Raw genomic sequence first — 13,115 nt, forward strand, 5'->3', positions numbered from 1 at the left:
ATGTATAGTAAAATATGGATGTGATATATGATTTATTGTTTCGTTATAAATGGAGGTAAATGAAGTGAAGAATATGTTACTAATGACAGCTTTAGCGACAACGTTATTATCAGCGTGTAGTAATAATGATGTGAAAGAAGAAGTATCTAACAATGAGGAAGAAAAACGTGAAAGTAGTGCAAAAATAGTAGAGCAGAAAGAGTATATTATTATTGGTAAGAATTATAATGAAATATCTTTAAAAGATGCTAGCTCAAATAAAGAAGACAGTGTGAAGGTAAGTTTAAATGATTTAAATCCAACAAAATGGGAAGCACCTGTAAGAAACGGTATCCTAGATATAGGTGATTATATTTCTTTAGAAAAAGAAGAGGATAAATATACACCTACATTAGTAAAAGATCTTGTTGGTGAAATAAAATATGATGGTACGATTAAATATAAAATTTTAGAAGCAACTAACAAATCAGTAAAGTGGTTTCCGCTAAATAAAGAGAACAATGGAGGGTATGTTCCGCCGGAGATGGTAAAAGTAGTGAATGCTTCGAAAATAAAAGCTGGAGATATTGTTACGATTCAAGATCAAACAAAAAGTAGTAAAGACGCAATTGTATATGAACTGACAATCGTTGAATAAGTATGTAGGAGATTATAAGAAAAGTACAATATATTTAGGGGAGGAATAACTCCATAATAATATGTTTGGAGGTTACAAATGTTAGAAACACAAACATCTATTAAACATGAACAACATAAAAAATTAGTGCAAACAATAGTAGCTGAAATCTTATCAATAGATAAGGTAACTGGATGTATGCTTATCGGATCTGTCGCAAGAGGCGATGCATATCCTGATTCGGATTTAGATTTCTATATTCTTTTAGAAGAAGGACAAAAGAAAAAATTTCATTCTGAAACGAGAGAAGGTATTTTAGTTGAATATAAGTATGCAGATGTTAATCAAATACTAGTAAACTTAAAAAACAACCCGATGGAACTATACACATTTTTAGAAGGGGAAATTTTGTTTGATAGAAGCAATGAGTTGAAAAAGTTAAAGGAAATAGCTGCATATGAATTTGAAAACTATCGTGTTTCTAGTGACAAAGTGAAAGGTATTTCTCATTGGTTGCGTAGTTCGCTCATTAAAATTCAGTCTGCTATGAAAGCACATGATGAGTTAAAAGCTTCATACATTGTTCATACGTCAACTTGGACATTGTTAGAAGGGATATGGGCTATTAATAACAAACCTACACCGCCAGCGGGATCTGTTTTAAGGTATATTCAAGTGTTGCCTAATAAACCAATTCAATTGGAGACATTACTTCATAAATTATTTTTAGGGGATACGACAGAGCGTATCTCTTCAGCAATTTTCTTGATTGATTGGGTTTTACACAATTTGAAAAATAAATAATGTGGCTATTTTATATAGGTAAAATAGTATTTCACGTCGAACGGTTTATGGAATTGCAGTCTTAAAAAACGTTCTAGACTATAGAAAAAAGTATTAGACTATAAAGCATAGTCTTAGACGGAACGCTTGAATATCTTTCCTTACATATTTAAATGTTATGAAAATGAGTCTATATACCCTCTGCTTAAAAGGAGATGAGCGAATGAAGTTGAATCACTTGAATCTATGTGTTGATGATTTATTAGAAGCGAGACATTTCTTTGAAACATTTTTTGATTTTCAATTTTTAGAGCAAAAGGGAAAGGCGCTAGTAGTAATGAGTGATGAGAGTGGATTTATACTTGTGTTAAGCGATCCAAAAGCATTTAAGGGGAATAAGGAAGTGATGTATCCCGAAGCTTTTCATATTGGTTTTTTAGTCGATACTTCAAGTGAAGTTGATCAAGCATATAATCGATTAGTAGCTGGAGGCATTGAAATAGAAAAGGCACCGTATTCTATGAGAGGTAGTAGTTATGGTTTTTATTTTTCAATGTTTAATGGATTGTTAATTGAAGTGTCCTGCCTTGACTATAAAGACGGTAAGAAAGTTCAATAGCGATTAACAAGAGTAATTGTTTGAAGATGTCAATCAAGCCCCTTATCCAGTTTGGAAAGGGGCTTGATTATTTTAAGGGACATAAAAGTAAAAATAAACGGATTTTAGTCAGCGAAATGATGATACATTTTTAAATGTAAATATTAAGTGTAAATCTAAAATCATTCATAAATCAAATATTGTAGACTTAAAATGAAGTTTCATTACAAGGTCTATTTAGCAGCGGAATTGCTTATGTATAAAATAACAATTTTGTATGCTGATGCAAGAAAATTTAGAGAATGAAGCAGGTTTTCCATATGGTAAAGTACGAAACTATTATAAGTAGTGCAGTGATATGAATAGGAGGTTACGGCTATGACAGCTGTTTTTAAAGATATGGCGTTCCAGCTGAAAACAGAACGACTCGATCTGAATATGTGGGAGGAATCCGATGCAGTCTGGCTTAGAAAATTAATTGGTGAACGTGGTGTGGATATGCCAACTGTTGAATCTGTTCGTAGCGCCCTTATTGAAATGCGCAAGAAAGCAACTGAAAATGGTATTTCTCTTCTTACTATACGTAGGCGAGAAGAAGGGGATTTTATCGGATACTGTGGCTTAATCATCGGTCGTTCCACGCTTGAAGAGCCGGAAATTGCATACGAATTGTTCCAAAGTGCTCATCGTAATGGTTATGCGACAGAGGCAGCATCAGCAGTGCTAGAGGCTGCGATTGCTACGGGGCGCCAAAGACTTTGGTCAACTGTAGGCGCTTGGAATACGGCGTCTTTCCGGGTATTAGAAAAGATAGGGTTTCATCGGCATCACAGTACGTGGGGGGAGCGCGGTGAGATTGTTTGGAACGTACGCGATTTGTAGAAATCTGACCAAATCAGGAACAAAAAAATGTAAAAGAAAGCCTCTATGTTAGGTTACTTAGTAATCTAACATAGAGGCTTTTTCTTATAGTAAGTATTGATTTTGTATATATTTAAGTGTAATAGTCTGTCGTTTATTTTAATTTTTTACATCTTCGTATAATTGGAGTGCCTCTTTCACATTCAATCCATTCTTCACGATACCATGAATTGCTTGAATCATCGCAGCAGGATGTTCAGATTGCCAAATATTTCGGCCCATGTCTACTCCGATTGCACCTTCTTGCAGTGCATTGTACGTAATGTTTAATGCGTCTTCAATTGAGTCTAATTTTGGTCCGCCAGCGATGACGACTGGGGCAGGGCAAGTGCTTGTAATTTTTTCGAATCCTTCGCAGTAATACGTTTTAATAATGTCAGCTCCCATTTCAACGCATACGCGGGAAGCAAGTGCTAGAAAGCGAGCTTCACGTTTTTGTAGTTCTTTTGCAACAGCGGTAATGCCGAGTACTGGCAGACCGTAATCGTGAGCTTCTGAAACTACATTTGCGAGATTTGAAACTGTTTGTGTTTCATAGTCGGATCCGACGAAAACTGAAACGCCGACGCCAATTGCATTTTGTTTTACTGCTTCTTTTACAGGTGTAACAATTGTTTCATTCGCTAAATCTTTACCGACGACAGTAGCTCCACCTGAAACACGCATAACCATCGGTGTGCTGCAGTTTTCAGGAATACAAGAGCTAAGTACACCACGCGTCAAAAAGAGGGAATCTGTATAAGGAAGTAAGTTTTTAACCGTTTCCAGCGGTTGTTCTAGGCCGTGAATTGGTCCTAAAAAGTAGCCGTGATCTATCGCTAACATAACCGCTCTGCCATCAGGTAAGATTGTGTTTAATCGATTTTTAAATCCCCAAGTCATTTGAAATCACTCCTTCGTTAATGTTGGATTTTCCGTTTGTACCGTATCTTTATTTGGTAAATGTGGTGACTTTATAAAAACTGCTTTAAAAGGTTTATCAGAATGGTTAATAAGATAGTGAGATTCATGAGGGCGAACTTGCAATACATCGCCTTGTTTAATCGGAACTCTTTCGTTATTCACATAGAAATCAATTTCACCTTCTAATGCATAAAAGACTTCCTCGCACGTCGTATGAAAGTGATTTTGAAACTCCTGCCCAGGCTGAATGACAACAAGGCCAAGATCAATATTCGGACCTTGTATTAAATATTTCGGCCCGTTATCACCGAAGCGATAGGAGAAATCATTTTCATTCACTTTTAACATACATTTCACTCCTTTATGTAATGTAATCTGTTACAGTGCACCAGGCGCAATCCACATATGTGAGGTGAGCCCTATATCAGCTAAAGCGAGCTGACTGTCATATACAGTTTTCCATGTTTCATAGAACTCTTTATATAGTTCGTGATTTTCAGTAATTGGTTCGAATGTGTGCTCCCACTGTACAAACTGTTCGGCAGTTTCTGCCATAGATGAATATATGCCAGCACCAACTCCGGCAGCAATCGCAGTTCCTAAAGCAGCTGCTTCTTTTACAACTGGTACTTTTACTGGGATACCGAGTACGTCTGATAGAATTTGTGGCCATAGTTTTCCTTTAGCGGCACCGCCAGCAAACACGACTTCAGAAGGGAATGTCCCTGTGAGATTTTCTATTAATTTTAAGTTACCAAGTGTAACGAAGGCAGCATTTTCCTCAATAGCACGGAACAGTTCTTTTTTGCCGCATTTGTCAGCGTCTAAACTTAAATTTAAAAAAGAAGGTGCGGCATGACGCCAAGAAATATAGTTCATAACGTTTGAAAAAGTAGGGATAATGCCATGTGAACCGACAGGTACGTCTTTCGCTTGTTCTTCTAATAATTCATAAGCATCTACACCAAGTTTGTCAGCAAGTTTCTTTTCCTCTTGGCAAAAAGCGTCTCGAAACCATCGCATAACAAGGCCTGGGAAAAAGGCAATCGTTTCATATTGCCATAGGTTAGGTGCGACGTGACAATTTACCCGAATCGCAGCATATGGATCCGTTATTGGTTCTGTAACATTCACTTCTTGCTGCCAAAAACTGCCTCCGCATACTAACGTTTGATAAGGTTTCACGACTCCTGTTCCAAGTGATGCCATTTGTGCATCTCCGCCCCCGGCGACGACAGGAATTCCTTCACGTAATCCAGTTAATGCTGCACACTCTTTTGTGACGGTGCCAATTACTGTACCAGCTTCATTTACTGTTGGTGAAAATGGTAAAGCTAGACCGCATTCTTTAGCGACATCGTTATCCCACACTCTATTTTGTAAGTTAAAAATACCGGACGTACAACCGTTTGAGGGGTCGATTTGCAGTACGCCGCTTAATTTATATAAAATCCAATCGTTTAACATCGTAAAAGAATGAATATTGCTATAGACGTCTGGTTCATGTTTTTTAATCCAAAGTAGGCGAGGTAAAGCACCTAATGAAAAAGTTTGCCCAGATCTTGTATATAAATCTTCTTCCAGATGTGACCGAATTTCTTTTAGTTCACTAACTTCAGCAGATGCGCGCCCATCAACATTTGCACAAGCCCATATTTCTTGCCCACCTTTATCATATAAAACAAAACCTTCTCGCATACTAGTAGCGCTAATAGCTTGAATAGAAGAGGGAGAGACATTACTTCTTTGTAAAACTTCTTTCGTACATTGTTGTACAAGGTGCCAGTTTTCTTTTACATCAAAATTCATAGAGCCTGGATAACGAGGATCCGTTTTATGAACCCATTCTTTTTGACTGACCGCAATTTGATTACCTAGTAAATCAAAAAGAACAGCTCGAATGCTTCCTGTACCAGCATCGAAAGCTAATAAATGAGACATTAACACTCACCATCCTTTCGTAATAAGGAGAGGGCAGTTTCCTCATCGGTAATTAATGTATGAATAAATCTCCCCTTTAAAGCTCCGTAAATGGCGTCTATTTTTTCTGTACCACCAGCAACACCAACGACATGCTTCATTTTGCGAAGGATAGAGAGTGGCGTACCAATTAGGCGGTTGTGATGCGGAAGATGTAATAAATCACCATTCGTATTATAAAACTGTCCTAAAATATCACCAGCGCCGTGTTGGCTACGAATATATGTCATTTCACGTAGCGTTAATTTTTCTTCTTTTACAATCGTAGCGTCTTGAGATAATCCTCCAATACCAACAATAGCTGTATGAGCAAGTGAAGCGACATGAAGCATATCTTTGACACTCGGTTCTGATAGAATACTTTGTGCCATTTCGGTTGTAGATGCTAGAAACGGTGTAGGGATAATATGAAGATCGCCTTGCATGTAGTGTAAATAGTTTTGTTTTCTCGGGAGATAGTGATTTACTCCGCCTGTTAGCGTTACGATTGAAAGATTAATGGAAGTTTCAAAATGAATGTTTTCTAGCATTTTGCTAATTGTTTCACCCCATCCAATGCCGAGTAAATCGCCTTGTTGGAGCTGATTTTCTAAATACTGTGCAGCAGCTTTTCCGAGAGAAGCGTGATAATTGTCTATTGGAGTAGGGATAATGAAAGCATCTTTTAAATGGAATTTTTTCATTAAGTCACGTTCAATACTTAAACAGTGAAAACCAGTCCCTTTTACGTGAAATGTAACGATACCTTCACTGCGCGCCTTATCTAATAACCGGACGACTTTATTTCTTGAAATATGAAGAAGTGAAGCGATCTCCTGTTGTGTTAATTGATCTTTATAATAGTACCAAGCTACTTTCGTTAATAAATTCTCTTCAAAGTTCAGCTGTGTCATACTCTTCATCCCTTTCAACAATTGACCACTGCTTAAACATATGTGCCGTATATTTTGTTTATTCCAGTTGAAACGATGAATAGTCTGGTGAAAAAAGTGTTCTAGATATGAAAAAAGGAATATACAATGCTACAAAACAAGTAGAACAAATAATCATTTTCTCAAAAAATGTTCTGCATAAAGGCAGGTGACATCATGTGGAGAAAGTGCCCTTATTACAAGTAAAAAAAATGAGTAAGTCGTTTTCAAATCAACTTGTACTAAAAGAAGTGAATTTACAAGTAGAGTGTGGAGATATATACGCTTTAGTTGGGGGAAATGGTGCTGGAAAATCAACATTAATGAAAATATTAACGGGTTTATATTCGTATGATAGTGGAGAAATGTATGTAAAAGGAATGAGGAAACAGTTTTCAAATCCATCAGAAGCACACCGAAATAGTATGTATTTAATACCACAAGAACCGCTCATTTTCCCGCATATGACCATTGAAGAAAATATATGTATCGGACTAAAAGGAAAGAAAAAGGAATTAAAAGTAAAAATCAAGCAATTGATTAACAGTTTAGGATGGGGGATTGATCTTAAAGAACTAGGGGGATCACTATCCGTTGCGCAGCAACAATTAGTAGAAATCGTTAGGGGATTAATAAGAGAAGCCGAGATTCTGATTTTAGATGAGCCAACATCGACATTAACAACTCACGAAATGAAGAATCTTTTTGTGCTGATGAAAAGTTTGCAAGAAAAAGGAATTGGGATGATATATATTACGCATCGCTTTCCAGAAATCTTTGAAATTGCTAATAAAGTGGCGATATTACGAGATGGAATGATTGTAAGCCAAGGGGATGTATGTGACTATACATATGACATGTTGATGGAGGGATTATTGCCAAAAGGGTATAAACAAGAAGAGAAAAGAGAAATAGTGCGAAAGTCAAAAGAAACGAAAAAAATATTAGAAGTAACTGATGTAACGAGTCATGCATTCGAAAACATTTCATTCACTGTACATACTGGTGAGATTGTAGGTATTGCTGGCATTGTTGGATCAGGTAGAACTGAATTAGCAGAAGCGATTTTTGGATTGAAATCTATAAAATCAGGTTCTATTTTATTAGAAGGAAAATCAATTGATTCATACTCTTTGCATAAAAGACTAAGCGAAGGACTAGTTTATGTGCCAGAGGATAGAGCAAGAAATGGTATTTTTTCAATTGCATCGGTTAAAGAAAATATGACTGCAGCAAGTTTACATCAAAATAGTCGTTTTTTCATTAACCAAGAAAAAGAAAGCGCTTTAGTGAAGTCGTATATAGAACAGTTTCGAATTGTTGCACGAAGTATGGATGAAGTACTAGCATCTTTATCAGGAGGTAATCAGCAAAAAGTCGTGCTTGCAAAATATCTTGCGTGTAATCCGAAAATTATTATTCTTGATGAACCGACTCGCGGAATTGATGCGAAAGCAAGGCTTGAAGTATATGAAACGATAGAAAAAATGAAAAGGGAAGGACTCGCAATATTATTAATCTCTTCAGATATTGAAGAAATTGTTCAATTAGTAAACCGTGTATATGTAATGCGAAATGGACAATTTGTTTCTCATCTGGAGAAAGAACAAATAAATGTAGAAGAAGTTACACGTCTAGCATATGGAGGTGTAACGGAATGAAACGTATGTATAAAATGCACGAAACCTCTATCATACTGTTATTACTAATTTACATTGCCATTGTCGGAATGATAAATCCAAGTTTCGTTCAGCTTAACTCGTTATCTTTAATGATGAAATCAAGCGTTATTTTAGTCGTGCTAGCAATTGGCCAATCGTTCGTCTTATTTACGAAAAATATAGACGTATCAGTTGGTTCAATTATGGGATTAAGCGCAGCGGTTTGCGGGATGTTGTTATCGGATGGATATAATGCATTCTTGTCTATTACAGCTGCTATTTTACTTGGAGCTATTATCGGGTTCGCAAACGGGATTGGCGTTGCAAAGTTTCGGGTACCAGCTATTATCATGACATTAGGTATGTTAGGGGTCATTAGAGGTGCGATGTTAATTTTCACAGGCGGAAAGTGGATTGAAGATATACCAAACGATTTTAAGCAACTGTCATCTATCGTCATACTTGGTTTGCCGATAATTGTATGGGTTGTTCTTATTATTTTACTACTACTATACTTTTTTTTAAGGAAAGTGCCATTCGGAAGATACTTTTATGCGGTAGGTGATAATGAAGATGGCGCGAGACTCATTGGTATACCTGTTAATAAAGTAAAGATATATGCGTTTATTATATCGGGTATAAGCGCTGCACTCGCTGGTTGTATATTTGTTATGAATATCGGGTTCGTTCCAAATCAAACAGGAACAGGGATAGAATTACAGGTTATCGCAGCTGCGGTACTTGGAGGAATTCATTTAAAAGGAGGAACGGGTTCTATAGTTGGAGCTGCATTAGGAGCTTTATTTTTAGAGGTGATAAGTAGTTCACTCGTCTTTTTAAAAATACCAGCATTTTGGAATAATGCTATTTCAGGTTTTTTATTATTACTAATCGTCATATTAGATAGTGTTATGAAAAAGTGGAAGGCAGAAAGGAGGATGAATCTATGAAGTATTTATACAGATGGGAAGGTGTTCTAATTGTATTACTTCTTATAGAATTCATTCTCTTTAGTTTTGTAAGTAGTGATTTCTTAAATATTAGTAATCTCCTTTTTAGTACAAATGATTTCCTATTTATAGCAATCGCGGCGATACCAATGACTTTCGTTATTGTAACAGGAGGAATTGACGTATCGGTTGGCTCAATAATGGGGCTTACTTCAATCTTGATCGGTGTGCTTTGGATGAACGGAATACCTATTTTGTTTGCTGTCATAATAGCCCTAATAATTAGTTGCTTAGCAGGAGCTTTAAACGGAATTATTATAAAAAGGACAGATGTAGAGCCACTTGTCGTTACACTCGGAACGATGTTTTTATACGGCGGAATTGCACTCGTTATTTCAGGAGGGGCAGGTACTTCAGGATATGAAGGGATAAGTGGTATACCTGAAGCATTTGTACAACTGGCAAATGGTAGTTTTATAGGGATACCGAATTTATTATGGATACTAATCGTATTAACAGTTTTATGTACTTTATTATTTCACCGAACTGTATATGGGCGCCACGTAAAATTAACAGGAGCGAACGAAAACGCAGCAAAATACACCGGGATCAAAACGAAAAAAGTAGTTATCATCGCTTACATACTTTCCGGATTAGGAGGTGGATTAGGTGGCACCTTCTTAACTGCATATTTCGGTTCCGCACGTGCAGATATGGGGAGTGAAACGATTTTACCAATTATTACAGCAGTCTTATTAGGCGGGACACTTATTACAGGGGGAAAAGGAAGCATTATCGGTACCGTACTGGCGAGTATTTTTATAGGGGTAATGCAGTATGGCTTGCAAATGACGGGTTTAACAAATGAACAATCCAACGTAGTAATTGGTATTATTCTTATTCTTTCAGTAATTATGAGACATTTCAAATTACATCAATTCACACCGTGGAAAAGAAAGAACTTGCATAAGGGGGAAATGTCATGAAGAGAAAACTAGGGATTGTATTCATTGTATGCATTTGTTTAATCGGTTTAATAGCTTGTTCTAGCCAAACGGCAGATAAGAAAAAAGCAGATGATGTGAAATTTGCATTCATTCCGAAACTAACTGGAGTTGGCTTCTTTACATCGGGCGGTGAAGGAGCAAAAGAGATGGGAGATAAGCTAGGCGTACAAGTGAAATATGATGGGCCGTCTGAAGCAAGCGTATCAGGCCAAGTGAAATATATAAACAATTTTATTAACCAAAACTATGATGCACTTATGGTCTCTTCTACTTCAGTAGATGGACTATCACAATCACTGCAACGTGCTAAGGAAAAAGGGATGACGGTGTTAACATGGGACTCAGATGTGAATCCGAAAGACCGTTCATTTTATATAAGCCAAGGTACACCAGACCAACTTGCTAATTTATTAATTGAAATGACTTCCAAACAAATTGGTGATAAAGGAAAAGTAGCATTCTTTTATTCTAGCCCGACTGTAACGGATCAAAACCAATGGGTAACGAAAGCGAAAGAAATTATTAAAAAGAAATATCCAAACTGGGAAATTGTAACGACGCAGTACGGTGAAAATAATGCGCAAAAATCTTTATCAGTAGGGGAAAACATATTAAAAACGTATCCTGATATTAATGCGGTTATTTGCCCAGATGCAACAGCACTTCCGGCAATGGCACAAGCAGCTGAAAACTTAAAAATGGATAAAAAAGTAGCCGTAACTGGCTTCTCTACACCAAACGTTATGCGTGATTACGTAAAACGAGGAACGGTACAACAATTTGGATTATGGGATGTAAAACAGCAAGGCGCACTCGCTACGTATGTTGCAAATGAAATCGTTGTAAAAGGGAAGAAGTTAAAAGTAGGGGATAGCTTTGAAGTAAAAGGAATCGGAACAGTGAAAGTAGAGCCAAATTCCATCCAAGGTTATGATTATGAAGCAGAAGGAAATGGAATTATTGTATTGCCAGAACGAGTTGTATTTACGAAAGAGAATATTGATAAATATAATTTTTAGTAACAAAAAAACGTCCGAATATATCGGACGTTTTTTAATTTCTTCTTTAATTATGAACCGTTTCTTTTTCATTTAATCCAAGCGTACGACCAGTAGAAGTGTGAAGGTCTTGGAACAATCTTGGATTTTCAGTTAGTGAAATGCCGTAAGAAGGGATCATTTCTTTTATTTTTCCTTCCCATTCTACCATACGACTTGGGAAACATTTTTCTAATACTTCAAGCATGACGTGAACAGCAGTAGAAGCACCTGGTGAAGCGCCTAGTAATGCAGCGATTGAACCGTCAGCTGCACTTACAACTTCTGTACCGAATTGAAGTGTGCCTTTACCGCCAGCATCAGTGTCTTTAATTACTTGCACACGTTGCCCAGCAACTACAATATCCCAGTCATCACTTTTCGCGTTCGGAATGAATTCGCGTAATTCTTCCATACGTTTTTCGTGCGATAACATAACTTGCTGAATTAAGTATTTTGTTAGTCCCATTTCTTTTACACCAGCTGCTAACATCGTTAAGACGTTATTTGGTTTTACAGAGCCAATTAAGTCAAGGTTTGAGCCAGTTTTTAAGAACTTAGGAGAGAACCCTGCGAACGGTCCAAATAGTAAAGCTTTTTTATTGTCTATATATCTCGTATCAAGGTGAGGAACAGACATTGGCGGAGCGCCAACCTTAGCTTTACCGTATACTTTTGCATGATGTTGCTCTACAACTTTTTGGTTTTTACATACCATAAATAGTCCGCTTACTGGGAATCCACCGATATGTTTTGATTCAGGAATGCCAGTCTTTTGAAGTAGAGGTAGACTACCACCACCGCCGCCGATAAAGACGAATTTTGCAGTATGATGCTCAATTTTACCACTATTCATATCGTGTACTTTCACTTCCCACAAACCATTCTTCGTACGTTTAATATTTTCGACACTATGTTTGTAGTTTAGCTCGACATTTTTCGTTTGTAAGTAATCAAACAACATACGAGTTAATGCACCGAAGTTAACGTCTGTTCCAGAGTCAATCTTCGTTGCAGCCATTGGTTCGTTAGGTGTACGTCCTTCCATAATGAGTGGAAGCCATTTTTTTAATGTTTCAGGAGCATCGGAAAATTCCATTCCTTGAAACAGTGGATTTTTTGAAAGCGCTTCAAAACGGTTTTTTAGAAACTCAACATTTTTTTCGCCTTGTACTAAACTCATATGAGGTAGAGGCATAATAAAATCTTGTGGATTACGAATTAATTTGCTTTTTACAAGATATGCCCAAAATTGTCTTGAAAGCTGGAATTGCTCATTCACTTTTACAGCCTTACTAATATCTATAGATCCGTCAGATTTTTCGGAAGTATAGTTCAGTTCGCATAGCGCAGAATGCCCTGTACCTGCATTATTCCATTCATTAGAGCTTTCTTCCCCGGCACTTGCGAGTTTTTCAAAAACTTTAATTTCCCATTCAGGTGCTAATTCTTTTAGTAATGAGCCTAACGTTGCACTCATAATTCCTGCACCAATTAAGATAACGTCTGTTTTTTGCTGCATGTTGCTCATGATAATCTCTCCATCCCCTATATTGGCAAAAAAGAGTAGGTGTTTTTTTATCTAAGCCGTAAATTGAAAACACCGCCTAGGCCCCACCTAGGTGTATACCTTTTTTGTCTCAATTATATAACCATCTCATACTCTATTATAATAATTAATAGACTAAAATATCTAGTGTTATCTGATAATTTTAAACTATTTAACGTTTTATTCGCCAAAAATCTTA

General features: G+C 36.8%; 13 protein-coding genes. 8 read left to right on the top strand and 5 right to left on the bottom strand.

Annotation, left to right across the window (positions count from 1 at the left end; all coding sequences use genetic code 11):
- Window positions 1-49: 49 nt before the first annotated feature.
- The 4 genes from ILT06_RS16620 (at window position 50) to ILT06_RS16635 (ending at window position 2,879) form a co-directional block, all read left to right on the top strand.
- Complete coding sequence (locus ILT06_RS16620) at window positions 50-637, top strand: hypothetical protein (RefSeq protein ID WP_064475627.1); 588 nt, start codon at window positions 50-52, stop codon at window positions 635-637.
- 78 nt (window positions 638-715) lie between these two features.
- Window positions 716-1,420 (top strand): nucleotidyltransferase domain-containing protein, encoded by a 705-nt coding sequence (locus tag ILT06_RS16625; protein ID WP_098102486.1) that lies wholly within the window; start codon window positions 716-718, stop codon window positions 1,418-1,420.
- A gap of 202 nt (window positions 1,421-1,622) precedes the next feature.
- A complete protein-coding gene (locus ILT06_RS16630) occupies window positions 1,623-2,018 on the top strand; it encodes a VOC family protein (RefSeq protein WP_064475625.1) in 396 nt (131 codons plus the stop codon).
- A 357-nt stretch (window positions 2,019-2,375) separates the two neighbouring features.
- Window positions 2,376-2,879 (top strand): GNAT family N-acetyltransferase, encoded by a 504-nt coding sequence (locus ILT06_RS16635; RefSeq protein WP_064475624.1) that lies wholly within the window; start codon window positions 2,376-2,378, stop codon window positions 2,877-2,879.
- A 138-nt stretch (window positions 2,880-3,017) separates the two neighbouring features.
- Here ILT06_RS16635 and lsrF read toward each other — a convergent pair whose 3' ends face one another.
- From lsrF to ILT06_RS16655, 4 genes are read right to left on the bottom strand one after another with little or no spacing between them, the layout of a single operon-like run.
- Window positions 3,018-3,800, bottom strand: coding sequence for a 3-hydroxy-5-phosphonooxypentane-2,4-dione thiolase (gene lsrF / locus ILT06_RS16640; protein ID WP_000219778.1), 783 nt, complete (start codon window positions 3,798-3,800; stop codon window positions 3,018-3,020).
- Window positions 3,801-3,806: 6 nt separating this feature from the next.
- On the bottom strand, window positions 3,807-4,169 hold the full coding sequence (locus ILT06_RS16645) for a cupin domain-containing protein (protein ID WP_064475623.1): 363 nt from the start codon (window positions 4,167-4,169) through the stop codon (window positions 3,807-3,809).
- 30 nt (window positions 4,170-4,199) lie between these two features.
- Window positions 4,200-5,762: an autoinducer-2 kinase gene (gene lsrK / locus ILT06_RS16650; protein ID WP_064475622.1), complete on the bottom strand. Its 1,563-nt coding sequence runs from the start codon at window positions 5,760-5,762 to the stop codon at window positions 4,200-4,202.
- Entirely contained in the window at window positions 5,762-6,694 is a 933-nt protein-coding gene (locus ILT06_RS16655) for a sugar-binding transcriptional regulator (RefSeq protein ID WP_064475621.1), read from the bottom strand. Before ILT06_RS16655 ends, lsrK begins: the two co-directional genes overlap by 1 nt.
- Before the next feature lie 197 nt (window positions 6,695-6,891).
- Between ILT06_RS16655 and ILT06_RS16660 the strand changes: the two genes are divergently transcribed.
- Genes ILT06_RS16660 through lsrB form a run of 4 tightly spaced genes read left to right on the top strand, consistent with a single transcriptional unit; the run spans window position 6,892 to window position 11,349 of the window.
- Window positions 6,892-8,373, top strand: coding sequence for a sugar ABC transporter ATP-binding protein (locus ILT06_RS16660; RefSeq protein ID WP_098111880.1), 1,482 nt, complete (start codon window positions 6,892-6,894; stop codon window positions 8,371-8,373).
- Window positions 8,370-9,323: an ABC transporter permease subunit gene (locus tag ILT06_RS16665; RefSeq protein ID WP_064475619.1), complete on the top strand. Its 954-nt coding sequence runs from the start codon at window positions 8,370-8,372 to the stop codon at window positions 9,321-9,323. Before ILT06_RS16660 ends, ILT06_RS16665 begins: the two co-directional genes overlap by 4 nt.
- Entirely contained in the window at window positions 9,320-10,309 is a 990-nt protein-coding gene (locus ILT06_RS16670; protein ID WP_064475618.1) for an ABC transporter permease, read from the top strand. Before ILT06_RS16665 ends, ILT06_RS16670 begins: the two co-directional genes overlap by 4 nt.
- Window positions 10,306-11,349 (top strand): autoinducer 2 ABC transporter substrate-binding protein LsrB, encoded by a 1,044-nt coding sequence (gene lsrB, locus ILT06_RS16675; RefSeq protein WP_064475617.1) that lies wholly within the window; start codon window positions 10,306-10,308, stop codon window positions 11,347-11,349. Before ILT06_RS16670 ends, lsrB begins: the two co-directional genes overlap by 4 nt.
- A 46-nt stretch (window positions 11,350-11,395) precedes the next feature.
- Here lsrB and ILT06_RS16680 read toward each other — a convergent pair whose 3' ends face one another.
- On the bottom strand, window positions 11,396-12,898 hold the full coding sequence (locus ILT06_RS16680; protein WP_064475616.1) for a malate:quinone oxidoreductase: 1,503 nt from the start codon (window positions 12,896-12,898) through the stop codon (window positions 11,396-11,398).
- Window positions 12,899-13,115: the final 217 nt, after the last annotated feature.

Origin of the sequence: Bacillus sp. 17RED48 (genome assembly GCF_019837545.1) — a bacterium.
Taxonomy (GTDB): Bacteria; Bacillota; Bacilli; order Bacillales; family Bacillaceae_G; genus Bacillus_A; species Bacillus_A wiedmannii.